This is a genomic window from Streptomyces sp. NPDC104226 (assembly GCF_055584085.1).
Genome location: NZ_JBVJMS010000005.1, coordinates 392,509 through 408,779, shown reverse-complemented (window position 1 = coordinate 408,779; position 16,271 = coordinate 392,509). Strand labels below are relative to the sequence as shown.

The following is a 16,271-nucleotide window of genomic DNA, read 5'->3' as shown; positions in this document are numbered from 1 at the left end:
CCCGGAGCGGACCCCTGAGGTGTCGAATCAGCCGGCGTCGCCACCGGCAACGGGCGAACCCAGCCCGGCCGGGCGGCCATCCAGCCCCTCCGGGGCCGAACCCAGCCCTTCCCGGGCCGAACTCCGCCCCTCCGGGGCCACATCCAGCCCCTCCGGCGTTTGGGGAGCAGGGGTCCGGGGACTGGTCCCCGGCAGCGGCGCCGCACGGTCCGCACCCGCCGGGTCGGCACCCCGCGCCCCCCGGCCGGGACCGGGCAGCGCCACCACCCCGCGGGACCCGGCCGGCGAGCCGGCCATCGCGTGGTCGTACACGTGCAGCAGCTGCGCCGCGCTCCGGGCGATGTCGTAGCGCCGCACCACCCCGGGCGGCGGCAGCCGCTTCGCGCCGGCTTCCATGTGCCCCCGCAGGGCCGCGACGAGTTCCTCCGTGCCGGTGCCGATCCGCCGCGCCCCCGGCGCCTGCGCCGCGGGCAGGTCGTCGATCGCCGGGCAGGTGACGTGCAGCACCGGCAGGCCCGCCGCCAGCGCCTCGATCACCGCCAGCCCGAAGGCCTCCTCGCGCGAAGGGGACACGAACACGTCCATCGCGGCGAGCAGCGCCGGGATCCCGGGGGTCCGCCCGTCCGTGCTGTCGCCCAGCGGGTCCCGCTCCCCGAGCAGGTGGATCCGGCTCTGCGCCCCCAGCTCGGCGGCGAGCCGGCGCAGCGCCGCCCGCTCCGGCCCGTCCCCGGCGAGCAGCAGGTGCGCGCCGGGCAGCGCCGCCACCGCCCGGACCAGGACGTCGAAGCGCTTGCCCGGCACGAGCCGGCCGACGCCGCCGACCACGAAGGCCCGCTCGGGCAGTCCGGTCCGGGTCCGGGTGGCCCGCCGTACGCCCTCGTCGAAGCGGAAGCGGACGGCTTCGATCCCGTTCGGGACCACGTGCACCCGCCCGGCCGGCACCCCCCAGGCCTCCAGGCGGGCCGCGACCGTGTCCGATACGGCCACGGTGGCCGCGCCCAGCCGTTCGCTCGCCAGGTAGAGGCCCCGTACCCCACCCGAGAGCGGCCGGCCCTCGATCTCGCCGGCCCCCAGGGAGTGTTCGGTCGCCACGCTCACCCGTACGCCCGCGAGCCGGGCCGCGAGGCGCCCGTACACGCAGGCCCGGTACAGGTGCGTGTGGACCAGGTCGTAGCGGCCCCGCCGGATGAACCTGACCAGCTTGGGCAGCGCCCCCAGGTCGCGGTTGCCGCTCATCCCGAGGTGGACGACCCGGACCCCGTCGGCGCGCAGCCCCTCCGCGACCGGGCCGGGGTTGGTCAGGGTCAGGACGTCGCAGTGCATCGGCATGTGCCGCAGCAGCAGCCGCAGTTGCTGTTCGGCGCCGCCGACGCCGAGTCCGGTGATGACGTGCAGCACCTTCCCGGGGCTCACAGGTGCACCGCCCTGCGCAGCTCCCGGACCTGGTGGCGCACCTGCTTGATCCGCAGCCGGGGGCCTCCGTCGGCCTGGCTGATGTGCGTACGGGGCATCGCGTGGGGTCCGGCGAGGCGGCCGGGGCCGATGCCGCAGGCGTAGCCGTACCCGGCGGCCCGGGTCGCGGCGACGACCCGGGCGTCGAGGTGCCCGTACGGGTAGCAGAATCCGGCGGGCAGGGTCCCGGTCAGCTCCCGGATCAGCTCGCGGCTGCCGCGCAGCTCCTGTGCCAGTACGTCGTCGGGGGCCGCGGTGAGGTCCTGGTGGAGCAGCCCGTGCGAGCCGATCTCCTGGCCGGCGGCGGCGACTTCGCGGACGCCCTCCGCGGTGAGGAGGGGCTTGCGGGGGCCCAGCGGGTCCCAGACGTTGTCCACGCCGAGCCGTCCGGGCAGCACGAAGAGGGTGGCGGTGCAGTCGTAGCGGCGCAGCAGCGGCAGGGCGCGGGTCAGGAAGTCGGTGTAGCCGTCGTCGAAGGTCAGCCCGACCAGCCCGGCGCCGTGCCCGGCGGCGCGGGCGCGCAGCAGTTCGCCGACGGAGACTCCGCGCAGCCCCCGGGAGCGCAGCCACAGCAGCTGGGCCTCCAGCGCGTACGGGGTGACGGTGATGCCGTACGGGTCCTCGGCGGGATCGGTGAACTCGGCGACGGAGTGGTACATCAGGACCCACGGCCAGCCGGTGCGGCGGGCTGGAGCCGCCGTGGCGGGGCGCGCCGTTTCGGTGTCAGCGGACATTGCGGAACCTCTGGGTGAGCTGGGTGAGCCGGTCGGTGAGATGGGCGGAGAGCTGGGCGAGCTGGCCCGGCAGGGCGGTGACCTCCAGGGCCCGTATGGCCATGCCGGTGGCCCCGAACATGGCCGGGACCAGCAGGCAGCCGAGGGCCGCGCTGACGAGCGGGTCGGGGATCATCGGCCCGGCGATCCAGCCGGTGGCGCAGGCGGCGAGGGCGGCGACGGAGAGCCGGCCGATGCTGATGGCGACCCGGCGGACCTGGATGGCGATGATCCGCGAGCCGAGTCCGGTGAGCAGCAGCAGGGCGGTGGTGGAGATGCCGGCGGCGTTGGCGGCGGCGATGCCGTAGATCCCCCACCAGCTGACGGCGAAGGCTCCGGCGACGATGTTGACGAGGAGTCCGGCGCCCATGGCGAGGGCCGGGAACCAGGTGGGCCGGGCGGTGGAGAAGAAGGGCCGCGAGAGCGCCCCGACGAGGCAGTGGCCGAGCAGGCCGAGGCCGTAGACCCGCATCACGGAGGCGGTGGCCTCGGTGTCGGCGTGGGTGAACGCCCCGCGTTCGAAGAGGACTTGGATGATCTGGGGGGCGTAGCCGATGACGAGCGCGGTGCCCATGAGGACGGCGAGCGAGGCGAGCGCGAGGTCCTGCTCGACCCGACGGCGGGCCTTCTCCCGCTCCCCGCCGGCCATGGCCTGGGCGACCACGGGGAAGGTGACGGTGCAGATCATGAGGGAGAGCACCATCGGCATCTGCGCCACTTTCTGGGCGTAGTTGAGGTGCGAGATGGCGCCGGGCGGCAGCGAGGCGGCGAGGAACCGCTCGACGAGCACCTGGGACTGCCGGAACACGGCGAAGAAGATCACCGGTGCGATCACCCCGAAGGCGATCAGGGTCGGCCGGTCCCGGTCGCGCTGGCTGCGCGGGGCCCCCTTGCTGCGGGGCGGCCCGAAGCCCACGTTGCGGATGAAGGCGGGCAGTTGGACCAGGACCATCAGGACCCCGCCGACGGCGACCCCGGCGGCGGCGGCGCGCACCCCCCACAGGGCGTGCAGGGCGACCATGGTCCCGATGATGCCGACGTTGTAGGAGACGTAGATGGCGGCGGGCGGCACGAAGGAGCGGTGCGCCCGCAGGGCGGCGCTGAAGTAGCCGGCGATCCCGAAGGACAGCACGGTCAGGGCGGTCATCCGGGTGCATTCGACGGCGAGCCCGGGGTCGGGCAGCCCCGGCGCGAGCACGCCCACGACGAGCGGCGCGGCGACGATGAGCACGGAGGCCACGGCGGCCAGGAGCACCAGCAGCCGGGGCATCGTGGCCCCCACGAGCAGCCGTACGGGATCCTGCGCGCGGGCCTCCTGCCGGGTGAGCCCGGCCCTGCTGGCGGCCCGGCGGGCCAGGGCGTGGCTGAAGGCGGGCACCATCAGCAGGGCCATGGCGTCCTCGATGAGCAGCGTCGAGGCCATCTCGGGGACGGTCCACGCGATGAGGAAGGCGTCGCTGTCGTGCCCGGCTCCGAAGAGGTGCGCGATGGTCTGGTCGCGGAGCAGCCCGAACACCGCCCCGGCGGCGGTCAGTCCGGCGGTCACGGCGGCCGCCTTGGCGAGTGCCCCGCCACTCCCCGACCGGGCCCCGTCGGCCGGCGTTTCGGGGCCATCGCCCTGGTGCCCGCCCTCCGCCATCGGGTGCGGCCCGCCGTCGCGCGGAGCCTCGGCACGCGGGTCCCGGCCCTTCCCGGCCCGCAGGGATCCGGCGGGCAGGGGGCCGCCCGAGGCGGCCACGCGGCTCGCGGTCTCGGCCGGCCCCATGGACGGGGCAGCGGTGGCCACCGGAGGTACGGGCGGGTGCGGCGGACGGCCCGCAGCCGCGGCGACCTCGGTCGCCGCGGCTGCGGGCCGCCGCCAGGGCGTCGTGTCCGTCACCGGCCGGCCGCACCCTCAGGGGTCGCGGCCCGGGCCGTCGCACCCGGCCCGCGGCCGGGGGCGAGGTCACCCGTCCCGCCTCCGGAGGGAAGCGCCCACCAGGCCGCCAGGCCGATGACCACTCCGGTCAGGACGGTGGACGGGCCCCCGATGTCCGCGTAGAGGAAGTCGGTGAGCTGCCACACGAGGAGGCCGATCGCGACCAGTCCGCAGTCCCGCACCGCGGACGGCCCCGCCAGGCACCGCCGCAGGCCCGCCACGAGCAGGGCCAGCCAGCCGCCCGCCAGGGCGACGAGGCCGATCAGCCCCTGCTCGCTCAGCACCAGCAGGTACATGTTGTGCGGGGACAGCAGCGGCTGGCGGATGTAGCCCTGGCCCGCGCCGGCGGTGTCGCTGCCGGAGGACAGCGCCAGCCCGGAGTGCGAGTCCCGGTTGGCCGGGAAGCCCTTGAGCCCCACGCCCACGGCGGGCCGCTCGCGCCACATCGACCCGGCCGCGTCCCACATCGTGTAGCGGTCGGTGACCGACTGGTCGGGGGCGTCGGACACCTGCGTGATCGAGGTCAGCCGCTCCGCGACCATCGCGGAGCCGACGCCGAACCCGCCGACGAGCACCACCCCGGCCGCGGTCAGCGCGAGCAGCACCTTCAGGGCCCGCCCGATCCCGGCCAGGGCCATCACCAGCCCGGCCGCGGCGAAGGTCGCGATCCACGCGCCCCGGCTGAAGGACAGCACCAGCGGGATCACCAGGAGCAGCGCCGCCGCACCCGAGGCCCGCCGGACCTTCGCCGGCAGCCCCGGCGCGAGCGCGGCGGCCGTGGCGACCACCAGGCCGTAGGCCACGACCGTGGCCATGCCCATGACGTCCCCGGGTCCGAAGGTGCCCACGGCGCGGATGTCCTCGCCCTGGTACGAGGCCCCGGTGTGGGTGGCGAACTGCACCACGCCCACCGCTCCCTGGACCAGCGCCAGCAGCACGAAGCACCCCGCGGCCAGCCGGAACTCCGAGGCGTTCCGCACCAGCAGCACGATCGCCGCCGGGACCAGCACGAACACCTGGAGGTAGCGCACGAAGCCGGGCAGGGCCGCGTACGGGTCCCCCGCGGTCACCGTCGAGACGGCGAGCCCGACCGCCGGCAGACCGAGGACGAGCACCCCCAGCGGGCTCAGCGGCCGGACCCGGCCCCGCAGGGCCTGGATCCCGCAGACGAACACGAGCAGCAGCGAGGCGGCGTCGGCCGGACCGACCTTCCCCGAGGCGGTCGCGTCACCGGCCGGGACGGGGATCAGGAGGGCCAGTACGGTCGCGGCGAGCGGCAGCAGCGGCCAGTGCCGGCGCAGCAGGTCGGCGGTGTCCGGGCGGGACCATGACGTCGGTGCCGTCGGCGATGTCGATGCTGTCGGCGATGTCGGTGCTGTCGGTGACGTCGGTGCGGCAAGGCTCATGCTTTAGCTGCCCCCCAGCCGGAAGCGGAAGAAGGAGGCCGCGGTGCGGGCCAGGATCCACAGGTCCTGCCACAGCGACCAGGTGTCGATGTAGTGGTTGTCGAAGCGGGCCCGGTCCTCGATGGAGGTGTCCCCGCGCAGCCCGTTGATCTGGGCGAGGCCGGTGATGCCGACGGGCATCCGGTGCCGGGCCTCGTACCCGGGGTGCACGCTGCTGAACTTGGCGACGAAGAAGGGCCGTTCGGGGCGCGGACCCACCAGGCTCATGTCGCCCCGGACCACGTTCCACAGCTGCGGCAGCTCGTCCAGCGAGGACTTGCGCAGGAAGGAGCCGATCGGGCTCATCCGGCAGTCGCCGGCCACCGTCCAGCGGGTGGCGGACTCGTGGGCGTCGGCGCGCAGGGTGCGGAACTTCAGCAGGGTGAAGGGCCGTCCGTAGAGGCCGACCCGCTCCTGCCGGAAGATCACCCCCGGCCCGTCGGAGACCCGTACGGCCAGCGCGCAGGCGCCCATCACGGGGGCGGCGGCGAGCAGGGCGATCGCGGCGAGCGAGGAGTCGATGACCCGCTTCGCGTACCGCTCGACCGGCCGGGCCGGACGCGGCAGCAGCGGCTGGACGGCGTACCCCCACAGCTGGTCGGCGGGCTGCGCCACACGCATCCCGGTGACCTTGGCGGTGCCCGCGGGGTCGGCGAGCCAGAGCCGGCAGCCGTGGTCGTGGAAGAGCCGGACCAGGGAGGCGGTGCGTTCGTCGGCCTCGGGCGGGCGGGTGAAGACGGCGTGCCGGACGGAGTTCTGGATGACGGCCCGCCGGATGTCCTCGTGGGTGGCGAGTACGGGCACTCCCGCGGCCCCCTCCCCCTCGGACCCGGTGTCCGCGAGCCCGACGGGACGCAGTCCGTACTCGGGGCGTCCGTGCAGGGCGGCGGCCACCGCGCTCGCCCCGGCGCCGGGCCCGACGACCAGGGCGGAGGCGGGGCGGCGGGCGCGGGCGCGCCGGCGGAGCTGGTTGACGGCCCCGCGCCCCGCGCACGCCAGGACGACCTGGACGCAGACGGCGCCGAGCAGCGCGCTCCAGCCCAGGGCGTCGCCCGGGGCGGTGGCGGCCAGTACGGCGGCGGCCCCGCACCACAGCGCGGCGGCCCGCCCGGCGAGCGCGGGCAGTTCGAGGAGCGCGGAGGGGGCGAGCCGCGGCCGGTACAGCCCGGCCTGCGCGTGCAGCGCGGCCAGGGCCAGGGCGAGGGGAGCGGCCGCCGCGAGGGGCAGCTCCGCTCCGGGCAGGGCCGCCACCGTCGCCGCCGCGGCGAACGCGTCGGCGGCCAGCAGCGGGGCGATCCCGTCCCGGCGGCGCACCCGTTCGGGCCGTACGGCGGCCCGGGCGCGGTCGGCCTTGGGCCCGCGCGGGGGATGGATCGCGGTCACGGAACGGCGCACGGCGGCGCCGGCGGTGCTCGTGCCGGTGCCCGTGGTGGTGCCGGTGCTCGTGGTCCTGCTCGTACCGGTGATGCCGGTGATGCCGGTGATGCCTCCGGCGGGCCCCGTACCGTCCTGCCCGGTGTGCCGGGCGGGTGCGCTGTCCATCGTCATCGGCTGATGCGCTCCTGGTTCAAGGGCCGGGGCCTGCCCAGCAGTTCGTGATACAGACCGGTGACCGCGTCCGTGGTGCGCCGCACGTCGAACTCCATTCGCGCGTGCCGCTCCGCCTGCTCCCCGAGTGCGGCGAGCAGCCGCGGCTCGGCGAGCAGCCCGCCCAGTGCCTTGGCCAGCGCCGTCGGGTCCTCCGGTTCCACCAGGCACAGCCGTCCCTGGCCGGGCGGGAGGCTCTCCCTGGCACCGCTGACGTCGGAGACCAGGACCGGGCGGCCACAGGCCATGGCTTCGAGCGGGGCGAGCGCCATGCCTTCCCACCGCGACGGCAGTACAACGAGATCGGCGGCCCGAAGCCACGGCCGGATGTCGAAGGCGGCCCCGGCGAAGTGGACGGAGGGCGGCGCCCCCCGGCGCAGCCGTTCCATGTCGGGGCCGTCCCCGACGAGCACGAGACGGGCCCCGGGAACGGCTCCGAGCAGCTCCGGCCAGGCACGGAGCAGGACGTCCTGCCCCTTCTGCTGGCAGAGCCGGCCGACGCAGACGGCGAGCGGCCCGTCGCCCAGGAAGGCGGCGGGCAGCGGAAGTTCGGCCCGCGCCCGGGCCTTGTCCTGGAGGGGGTCCGGGCCGCCGGGGCGGAAGTGGGCGAGGTCGACGCCGTTGCGGATCACCGACCAGCGGGCGGCGATCCCCTCGGACTCGCCGGTGCGGCGTTCGGCCTCACTGACGCAGAGCACCCGGTCGGCCCAACGGGCCCCGAAGCGCTCCCAGCGCAGTGCGAGCGCGGCGGTGGCCCCGCCCACGGCGTCGAAGGACCAGGCGTGCGGCTGGAAGACGGTCGGGACGGCCCCGCGCACGGCGAGCCGCCCGGCGAGCCCGGCCTTGGCGCTGTGGGCGTGCAGGAGGTCGGGCCGGACGCGTCCGATCAGGCGGCGCGCGCCGAGCACTTCGGCGGCCAGGCCCGGTCCGGGAGCCCGCCCGGCGCGCCAGGTGAGCACCTCGGCCCCGGCCTCGCGGGCGGCGTCCGCGAGCTGACCGCCGCGCGGGCAGCCGACGTAGGTCCGCAGGCCCGCCGCGGACTGGGCGCGTACGAGGTCGACGACCACGCGGGCGACCCCGCCCTCGACCGGCTGGACGAGGTGGAGGACGGCGGGAGGCCGGTCAGGGGAGGAGGAGGGTGAAGGAGAAGGAGAGGGGGAGGAAGGTTGCGTCGGCACGTGGAGTGGTCTCCTGCGTTCAGCGGCGCGCGTCTGTCTGAACGAAGAGCACACCGAGGAAATGACCCTGCTTTTCGCCCGTGAACCCGAAGGTCAGGCTGCGGGCGCCACCGGACAGGGCGGGGCTCAGATCGAACACGTCCGCGTCATATCCGAGGTTATTCATATGTTCGGGCTGTCGCACGAACGAGTGATCGCCGAATTCCGTGATCGTGGAATTCATAACATCATTAAAAGGATTTTCTGCATCACTGAGACTGATCCGGCGCCCGCTGTCGGCCGTCACCGTGAGTGAATCCCCGAGCGTTCCGCGGTCCCCGTCGTACGCGACCACCCCGGCCCGCCCCTGCGCACCGGGCGCGGCATCCAGACCGGTGAGCTCCACCGTCTCGCCCGCCGCCTCGCCGGCCCCCGCGGCCAGCCCCTCGAAGCCGTCCCAGATCGAGACCCTGCGCACCGGCTCCTGCGGGTGCTCGTAGGCCACCACCAGCGTCCAGCCGCCCCAGGCACCCGCGTCCGAGTGCCCCATGGCGATGTTCAGCTGGGCCACCGTCCACATGCCGGCGCCGCCCTTGCGGACCAGCGGGGTCACGTCGGCGGAGGCCTGGTAGGCATCGCCGGCCGCGTCGGTGCGGTGCCCGATCACCGTGTCGGCCAGCACCTCCTTGTACGCGCCGCCCGGCTCGGCGACGAGCACCCGGCCGTTGTCCTCCGGCGGCTTCTGCTCGCCGACCCGCAGGTTCCCGCCCCAGTACAGCCGGGCGTACGAGACCTTCGCGCCCGCCGGGACCTTGAGCTCGGCCCGGGTGGAGTTGTAGGTGTCCGGGTCCTTGTCGACCTCGTCGTAGAACATCTCGTAGTCGCCGTTGGTCCCGGCCGCACCCTTGTTGACCGCGGCGCACGGCTCGGCCTCCTCGGACTCCGCCTTGCGGCATCCGATGGACGAGTTCGAGGCCCGGACCAGACCGCCGTGCTGCACGGCCTGGTAACGCTGGGTGAAGGGGACCCGGGGTGCTTCCTTGACCAGCGGACTCCGCACACCCGGCGGGGCGACGGCGCCGGCAGCCGCACCGGCAATGGGCACGTTCACCGAAAGTGTGAGGCAGGACAGCAGGCCGAGCGTGCCGAGGATTCTGCGGGAGGAACCCATGACCCCGTCTCCATTTTCGATCAAGGGGACAAAACAGGAGTGAACTTTGTCAGAAATCAGGAGGGAAATCACGCCGGACTCGCTCATACGGCCTTTTGGGCGATGACACGCACCCTCGAGACGGGCGCGTCGTTATGGGTTGCACCATTGTTCGAAACGAAAGGAAAAACGGAGATGAAGAAGAGGCTGGTGCGCGGCACCACCCTGGCGGTCGCGAGCGCTGCGCTGCTGATGGGCGGCGCGGGCCTCGCCTCCGCGCACGGCGGCGACGGCGCGACGGCGAACGGCTTCACCGGCGAGTCCCCCGGCGTGCTGAGCGGCAACCTGCTCCAGGTCCCGGTCGACGTCCCGGTGAACGTGTGCGGCAACACCGTGAACGTGATCGCCCTGCTGAACCCCGCGTTCGGCACCACCTGCGTCAACGCCTGACGTCAACCGTGCGGCCCGAAACTTCGGCATCCGAGTGAAGAGACGCAACCCAAACCGCGGTAGCGCCGTTGATCCGAGTGCTTGAGTACCGGGCAATCCTGCAAAAAAGGGACCATCATGATCAAGAAGTTTGCGGCCGGCGCAGCGGTTGCCGCCTCGTTCGTCGGCCTGGGTGCCGCCATGGCTCCGCAGGCCATGGCCATCGGCAACGACCACGGCATCAACACCGTGAACGGCAACGGGGCCTCGCAGATCTACGGCAACCAGGCCACCTACGGCAACATGAGCCCGCAGATGGCGCTCATCCAGGGCTCGTTCAACAAGCCCTGCATCGCCCTGCCCGCCAAGGCCAACGTGCAGTCCGTCCTGGCTCTGGTCAACGTCGGCGTCCAGGACATCCCGGTCCTGTCCAGCCCGCAGAACCAGCAGTGCACCGAGAACTCCACCCAGGCCAAGGGCGACGAGGCTCTCTCGCACATCCTCAGCAACATCCCGGTCCTGTCCGGCAACGCCTCCGCCGGCAGCTGACCGCACCGCGCCAGCTGACACAGCACCGCACCAGTGGGGCCGTCGCACCTTCGGGTCGCGGCGGCCCCGCCGCATGTCGGGCCCCCGAATTGGGAACCCGAGGGTATCCCGAAGTGATCTCGAAGTGATCCGAACAATCCGGCCGGAATTCAGGGCGCACAGGCATCTGAGTGAATTGGCCGGAGGCGCGCCGAAATATTCGGTTTCTTTTCCCGGACCCACTCGTTGTTAATTCTGCAGCGGATAGACCTCTGCGGGAAGGAAACGAAAACAAATGACGTACAAGAAGGCAGTGGTGCTGGCCGCCGGCGTTCTCATGGCTGCCGGTGCCGCCTCCCCCGCCATGGCCGACGCGGCGGCGGACGGCAAGGCCGTCGGCTCCCCCGGCGTCCTCTCCGGCAACGTGCTCCAGGTCCCGGTGCACGTCCCGGTCAACGTCTGCGGCAACACCGTCAACGTGATCGCCCTGCTGAACCCCTCGTTCGGCAACACCTGCGTCAACGCCTGACGAAGCGCCTGTGCCCGCAAGGGCAGACCTCCTCGGGGTGGCCTCGGAGTGCACGGCGGTGCACTCCGAGGCCACCTTCGATTCAGCACCGGCCGCAGGGCCGGTAGACAGGGAAGGACCCATGCGACAGGTACTGAGCCGACAGGTACTGGGCAAGGGGGTGCTCACCGCGGCCGCCGCGTCCAGTCTGCTGTCGATCGCGACCGGCGCGGCCTACGCACAACCCGGGGCGATGGCCGAGGCCTCCCATTCACCGGGCGTGCTGGCCGGCAACAGCGTCTCGGTACCGATCACCTTCTCGCCGAACGTGTGCGGCAACACCGTGGACGCCGGAGCGGGCCTCAACCCCGCCATGGGCAACAACTGCGCCACCACGACCGGCTCCGACGCCGGACACGACTACGAGCGCTATCTCAGCCCGCAGCAGGCGGAGCAGGTCCGCCGGTACGTCGACCAGCACGACCGGGACGACCGGCGCGAGGACCGGCACGAGCAGGGCGGCTACGGCGACCGCGGCCCCGAGCACCAGGGCGGATACGAGGAGCGCGGATCCGGCCACCAGGGCGGCTACGGCGAAGACGGCCCCGGCCCGCAGGGCGGCCACGAGGACCACGGCCCCGGCCCGCAGGGCGGCTACGGGGACTCCGGCGGCTCCGGCGAGGAGGAGTGCGACGACCACCCCGCCCCGGAGAAGCCCGAGCCGCGGCCGCAGCACCCGCCGGAGCAGCACGTCGAGCACCCCCCGGCTCCGCAGCACGCGCCCCCCGCGCCGAAGCCGCTGCCCGCGCCCGAGGCGGAGCACCCGGCTCCCGCACCGGCGCCCGCGCCCGTAGAGCAGGCACCCGCACCGCAGCCCGAGCCCGTACCGGCGCCTGCTCCCGCCCCGGCGCCGCAACCCGCACCGGTCGAGGAGGCCCCTCAGCCGCTTCCGGCGCCGGCGCCCGCGCCCGCTCCCGTAGTGGAGGAGGCTCCGCACACGCTCCCCGCTCCGGCGCCCGTCGTGCAGGAGGCTCCCGCGCCGATGCCCCCGCACGGCAGCCAGGTCGTGGAGCACCCGGCGCCGGTAGTGCCCCCGGCCGACCAGCCGCCGGCGGCCCCCGCCGGTGACCTGCCCGTCCCGCTCCCCCCGGCACCGCTGCCCGCCCCGGCACCGGTTCCCGCACCGGCTCCGGCCCCGGCCCCGGCACCCGCGCCCGCCCCCGAGGCCGTTCCCGTCGCGGCGGTCCCCACGGGACCCACTCGGCAGGAACTGGCCGCGACCGGTGCCGGCCAGCCCGGCGCCGCGGCGGCGCTCGCCTCGGCCCTGATCCTGGGTGGCGCGATTCTGTACCGCAGGTCCCGTAACGCCGCCTGACGGCAATAACGGTAATAGGAAAAAATATCGGCCGGAGAGTCCCTTGTCGGATTCTCCGGCCGTTGCCGTGTTCGGTTCTGCGTTTCCGTGGCGCCGGGGAATCGTTAACCAGGTCGAAAGTGGCGCGACGGTCGCCACTGGGCACCCCTAGAAAAGGATTCCGACAATGAAGCTCTCGAAGGTCGCCGCAGTCGTCGCCGGCTCCGTCGCCGCCCTCGGCGCCGCCTCCCCCGCCTTCGCCGCCACCGAGGCGCCGGCCGTCCCCATGAGCCTGACGAGCGGGCTGACGGCCGTCACCGACTCGGTGAACCCGGTATCGGCGGCGCTGCCGCAGACCGTGGGCAACGGACTGGCCGAGCAGGGCGAGAGCGTCGGGAAGGTCGTGACCACCGTCCAGAAGGTCAACGAGGTCAAGAACGACGCTCCGGCCGAGGTGATGCACCTCGCCAACGGGGCCACGCAGGCCTCCCCGCTGCTCGGCGGGGTGAAGCTCAACGGCGGCGGACCCAAGCACTGACGGACCCGGCCCGTTCTCCCGCCGACATGACTGTGGGCGCCCCCGGCCTCGCCGGTGGCGCCCACAGTCACGTGGTGCGTCGAACGTCAGTCGTTGACGCAGACGTTGCCGAACGCCGGGTTCAGCGCGCCGATGACGTTCACGGAGTTGCCGCAGACGTTGACCGGAACGTGGACCGGGACCTGGCCCAGGTTGCCCGAGAGGACACCGGGGGAACCCACGGCCGCACCCTCGGCCTGGGAGTCGGCCATTGCGGAGCCGGCGGCACCGGCCGCAGCGAGACCAGCGGTGGCCAGGACCAGGGCGGCCTTCTTGGCAGTGTTCATGGGAAGTGCACCTTCTCTTCGATGTTCTGCCCCGATTCCGGGGCTCACATCGAGCGAAACGGTCCACCATCCCAGACGACACGGTTCCGCACGCGATCAGACCTGTTCAGCCCAATAGTCGTAACCGCGTGCGGATCCGTTCCCGTTCCTAGGGAAGGAACTGGGCGAACGACGGGAGCTTCGGGACGAGGCCCGTCGGTGTCCCCGGCACCGCCGGCGCGGCGGGCAGCGAACTCGCGGGCGGGGCCGCGGGATCGGAGACCGGGAGCGCCGGGACATCGGGGATCGGGACGTCGGGGATCGGGACGTCCGGGATCGGGACGTCGGGGATCTCCGGGATCGCAGGGATCTCCGGCAGGGCCGGGAGCGCGGGGACCGACGGCAGCGCCGGGAGCGTCGGCAGTTTGATCTCGGGGATCTTGATCCCCGGGAGCAGGGTGCCGAGGCTCTTGGTCAGGTCCGCCAGGATCTTGGAGACCGCGGCGAGGGCGTCTTCGACAGGACCCGCCGCCGCCACCCTCTCGTTGATCTCCTCCTGGGCTGCCGCCACCCGGTTCGCGGCGGCACCGGCACCTTCCGCGGCGCCCGCGGGAGCTGCCGCGCCGGTGAGTATGACGACCGCCAGGGCCGACGGGACGAGGACGCGGATGCGGGAGGCCTTGGTGCGGTGCATGGAAGTTCCTTCTGGTGGTCGCTCAGAAGCGGACCCGAGCGATCCGCTTCCTTACCCACCGTGCGAAGGGGTTCCACGGAGCGCAACAGGAGCGCGGCCACCCGTATGCCGCTGCGGGGTGCGTACGGGCTTCGCGCACGCGTCCGGGGGCGGCTCACCCCACGCGGGGAAAACCTGCACGCAGACAGGCCGTTTGAGTGAAGCAGCAGAACCAACCCTCTGGCGGGGCAGTTGATCAGAGCGCTCCACTAGCGGGCACTCGTGCGACATAAGGATCAAGATGCTCAAGAAGATCATGACTGCTGCCGCGGTCACCGCCGCCGCCGTCGGCGCGGGCGCTGCTGCTGCCGCCCCCGCCATGGCGATCGGCAACGACAACGGGATCAACACCGTCAACGGGAACGGCGCCGTGCAGGCGTACGGCAACCAGAAGACCCACGGTGACATGAGCCCGCAGCTCGGAGTCGTCCAGGGCACCCTGAACAAGCCCTGCATCGGTCTGCCGGCCAAGGTCAACGCCCAGTCGCTGGTCGCGCTGCTCAACATCGGTGTCCAGGACATCAACGTCCTGTCCAACCCGCAGAACCAGCAGTGCACCGAGAACTCCACCCAGGCCAAGGGCGACGAGCCGCTCTCGCACATCCTGGACAACATCCCGGTCCTCTCGGGCAACCTCTCCGCCAACAGCTGATCTCCGCTCCCGCGTGGAGCGACGCGTTCGAAGTTGCGGTGTGAAGTCGTGAAGTGACGAGGGCCCCGGCAGCGTCCAGCTGCCGGGGCCCTCGCATGTCGTGCGGCGGCCTCAGCCGGTCCAGAAGTCCCACCACCGGGTCAGGATCAGCATCCCGATCACGCCGGTGTGCAGCACGGGCGGGGCCCAGCCGAAGTCGGCGAAAAAGGTCCGTACGGGCGCGGGCGCGGGGAGGATCCCCGTCCGGACGGTGTGCGCGGTGACCGCCCAGAACATCACCAGGGTTGCCACCCAGGTCAGGCAGCACCACAGGCAGAGGGCGTTGATCTCGTAGAGCGACTGGACCATGAGCCAGGAGCAGAATCCGACGCCGAAGAGCATTCCGGCGTTCAGGCCGAGCCAGAACCAGCCGCGGTGGCGGGCCCCGGCCAGCAGGCAGGCGCCGACGCACACGACCGCCCCGTAGGCGACCAGTCCCAGCATCGGGTTGGGGAAGCCGAAGGCCGCCGCCTGCTCGCTCTTCATCACGCTGCCGCAGGAGACCACCGGATTGAGACTGCAGGCGGGCTTGAAGTTCGGGTTCTCCAGCAGCAGGAACTTGTCCAGAGTGATGACCCAGGCGGCCAGCACTCCGGCGGCCCCGGTGATCAGCAGTACCCAGGCCAGCGCGCGGGGAGCTGCGATCGGTTCTGCGTCCTTGCGGTTCTGGGGGCGGCCCTGCTGGCGGGGGACGCCCACGGTATTTGTTGCCATACGGTCATGCTCCCGCCCTTGTGCCCGCTATCCGGCCCAACCATGCTCATCGACATGGAGGTTGACCTGAAGGGGTGGCTGGAACCCCTGACGCTTCCCGGACGTTTTACCGAACCCCGGACGTGATGTCAGACCCAGGGGTTACGTTGAGCTTCCGCGAAGTGACGAGCTGCGACGGCCTGGAGACCCACCTTGAGCGATCCGCACGAGACAACCGAGGCGCACCTCGAGCGACTCCTGGGCCGCGCCCTCAACTCCTTCGACCTGCCTGACGCATTGGTCGAGCGCCTGGGCACCGCGCTCGCCCACAGGTCCACCCTCCACACCACCCGGCGCAGCCCTGCGGCGGGACCCTGGCGGGAGATACACCGGCACGCCTACCTGCTGTCCGACGGCGACTCCGTGGTCCTGTGGGAGCTGGCGCACCGTCAGGACTCCGACCTGTCGATACGGTACGAGGTCTTCGCGAGCAAGGCGGAGACCTGCCTCGCGGCGGCCCGGCTCTTCGGCGAGGTCCCCTCGCAGGTGGCGCGGGAGCTCGTGGAGGTGACGGTCGAGCAGGAGCCGGAGAGCGACATCGCCGTGCTGAGCGCGCTGTTCACCCCTCCGACCCCGGCCCGGCGGCACCGCGAGTACGCGGTGGAGGAGTCCGCGGACCACGCCCGCCGGGTGCTGCGCCGTGCGGAGAACCCGGACCGGCCGGGCGAGCAGGTGGCCCTGCTCCTGCGGTCGGCGTACGCGCACCAGATCACCCAGGTGTTCGGCAGCACCCGGCAGTGCCTGGCGGACGGGCGGGACGCCGGCTTCAGCCTGTACGAGCACTCCTTCGTCCTGCTCGACGGCAGCGAGTTCAGCCTGTGGGAGGTCGAGCACACGGTGACGCCGGACGGGCGGCACATGTGCGAGGTCTACGAGACCGAAACGGCCGCGCGCGGAGCCATGGAGCTCCGCGCGCGGGTGAGGTGACGGGGGCGGTTCGGGTCGGGTCG

17 protein-coding genes are annotated in these 16,271 nt (G+C 73.0%); 7 read left to right on the top strand and 10 right to left on the bottom strand.

Annotated elements, in window-relative coordinates:
* Window positions 1-27 precede the first annotated feature (27 nt).
* Genes ACZ60J_RS18340 through ACZ60J_RS18310 form a run of 7 tightly spaced genes read right to left on the bottom strand, consistent with a single transcriptional unit; the run spans window position 28 to window position 9,575 of the window.
* Window positions 28-1,413, bottom strand: coding sequence for a glycosyltransferase (locus ACZ60J_RS18340; RefSeq protein WP_469683010.1), 1,386 nt, complete (start codon window positions 1,411-1,413; stop codon window positions 28-30).
* Window positions 1,410-2,186: a polysaccharide deacetylase family protein gene (locus ACZ60J_RS18335; RefSeq protein WP_469683008.1), complete on the bottom strand. Its 777-nt coding sequence runs from the start codon at window positions 2,184-2,186 to the stop codon at window positions 1,410-1,412. Before ACZ60J_RS18335 ends, ACZ60J_RS18340 begins: the two co-directional genes overlap by 4 nt.
* On the bottom strand, window positions 2,176-4,104 hold the full coding sequence (murJ, locus tag ACZ60J_RS18330) for a murein biosynthesis integral membrane protein MurJ (protein WP_469683006.1): 1,929 nt from the start codon (window positions 4,102-4,104) through the stop codon (window positions 2,176-2,178). The genes ACZ60J_RS18335 and murJ overlap by 11 nt, the downstream gene beginning before the upstream one ends.
* The gene (locus tag ACZ60J_RS18325) at window positions 4,101-5,549 is read right to left on the bottom strand and encodes an O-antigen ligase family protein (protein WP_469683004.1); all 1,449 of its coding nucleotides are present in this window, start codon (window positions 5,547-5,549) and stop codon (window positions 4,101-4,103) included. Before ACZ60J_RS18325 ends, murJ begins: the two co-directional genes overlap by 4 nt.
* Window positions 5,550-5,552: 3 nt before the next feature.
* Window positions 5,553-7,136, bottom strand: a complete 1,584-nt coding sequence (locus tag ACZ60J_RS18320; protein ID WP_469683002.1) for an exopolysaccharide biosynthesis polyprenyl glycosylphosphotransferase — start codon at window positions 7,134-7,136, stop codon at window positions 5,553-5,555.
* Window positions 7,133-8,353 (bottom strand): glycosyltransferase, encoded by a 1,221-nt coding sequence (locus ACZ60J_RS18315; protein ID WP_469683000.1) that lies wholly within the window; start codon window positions 8,351-8,353, stop codon window positions 7,133-7,135. The genes ACZ60J_RS18320 and ACZ60J_RS18315 overlap by 4 nt, the downstream gene beginning before the upstream one ends.
* A gap of 19 nt (window positions 8,354-8,372) precedes the next feature.
* Window positions 8,373-9,575 carry a DUF3344 domain-containing protein gene (locus ACZ60J_RS18310; RefSeq protein WP_469683282.1) on the bottom strand — a complete coding sequence of 401 codons (1,203 nt, stop codon included), beginning with the start codon at window positions 9,573-9,575 and terminating at the stop codon, window positions 8,373-8,375.
* A gap of 102 nt (window positions 9,576-9,677) precedes the next feature.
* Here ACZ60J_RS18310 and ACZ60J_RS18305 point away from each other — a divergent pair, with 102 nt between their 5' ends.
* The 5 genes from ACZ60J_RS18305 (at window position 9,678) to ACZ60J_RS18285 (ending at window position 12,839) form a co-directional block, all read left to right on the top strand.
* Window positions 9,678-9,932, top strand: a complete 255-nt coding sequence (locus ACZ60J_RS18305) for a chaplin (protein ID WP_351380786.1) — start codon at window positions 9,678-9,680, stop codon at window positions 9,930-9,932.
* A gap of 117 nt (window positions 9,933-10,049) precedes the next feature.
* Complete coding sequence (locus ACZ60J_RS18300; RefSeq protein ID WP_112451357.1) at window positions 10,050-10,460, top strand: rodlin; 411 nt, start codon at window positions 10,050-10,052, stop codon at window positions 10,458-10,460.
* A 274-nt stretch (window positions 10,461-10,734) separates the two neighbouring features.
* A complete protein-coding gene (locus ACZ60J_RS18295) occupies window positions 10,735-10,968 on the top strand; it encodes a chaplin (protein WP_382976740.1) in 234 nt (77 codons plus the stop codon).
* Window positions 10,969-11,089: 121 nt separating this feature from the next.
* A complete protein-coding gene (locus ACZ60J_RS18290; RefSeq protein WP_469682999.1) occupies window positions 11,090-12,322 on the top strand; it encodes a chaplin in 1,233 nt (410 codons plus the stop codon).
* Window positions 12,323-12,488: 166 nt separating this feature from the next.
* The gene (locus tag ACZ60J_RS18285; protein ID WP_469682997.1) at window positions 12,489-12,839 is read left to right on the top strand and encodes a hypothetical protein; all 351 of its coding nucleotides are present in this window, start codon (window positions 12,489-12,491) and stop codon (window positions 12,837-12,839) included.
* An 86-nt stretch (window positions 12,840-12,925) separates the two neighbouring features.
* On the opposite strand, the gene ACZ60J_RS18280 is transcribed toward ACZ60J_RS18285, so the two are convergent.
* Together ACZ60J_RS18280 and ACZ60J_RS18275 are read right to left on the bottom strand one after the other, a co-directional pair.
* On the bottom strand, window positions 12,926-13,165 hold the full coding sequence (locus ACZ60J_RS18280) for a chaplin (protein WP_469682996.1): 240 nt from the start codon (window positions 13,163-13,165) through the stop codon (window positions 12,926-12,928).
* A 148-nt stretch (window positions 13,166-13,313) separates the two neighbouring features.
* Window positions 13,314-13,838: a hypothetical protein gene (locus ACZ60J_RS18275; RefSeq protein ID WP_469682995.1), complete on the bottom strand. Its 525-nt coding sequence runs from the start codon at window positions 13,836-13,838 to the stop codon at window positions 13,314-13,316.
* A gap of 280 nt (window positions 13,839-14,118) precedes the next feature.
* Here ACZ60J_RS18275 and ACZ60J_RS18270 point away from each other — a divergent pair, with 280 nt between their 5' ends.
* Entirely contained in the window at window positions 14,119-14,529 is a 411-nt protein-coding gene (locus ACZ60J_RS18270) for a rodlin (protein ID WP_250737635.1), read from the top strand.
* A 111-nt stretch (window positions 14,530-14,640) separates the two neighbouring features.
* On the opposite strand, the gene ACZ60J_RS18265 is transcribed toward ACZ60J_RS18270, so the two are convergent.
* Complete coding sequence (locus tag ACZ60J_RS18265; protein WP_469682993.1) at window positions 14,641-15,282, bottom strand: vitamin K epoxide reductase family protein; 642 nt, start codon at window positions 15,280-15,282, stop codon at window positions 14,641-14,643.
* Between the two features lie 192 nt (window positions 15,283-15,474).
* Between ACZ60J_RS18265 and ACZ60J_RS18260 the strand changes: the two genes are divergently transcribed.
* Window positions 15,475-16,248: a DUF6227 family protein gene (locus ACZ60J_RS18260; RefSeq protein WP_469682991.1), complete on the top strand. Its 774-nt coding sequence runs from the start codon at window positions 15,475-15,477 to the stop codon at window positions 16,246-16,248.
* Window positions 16,249-16,271: the final 23 nt, after the last annotated feature.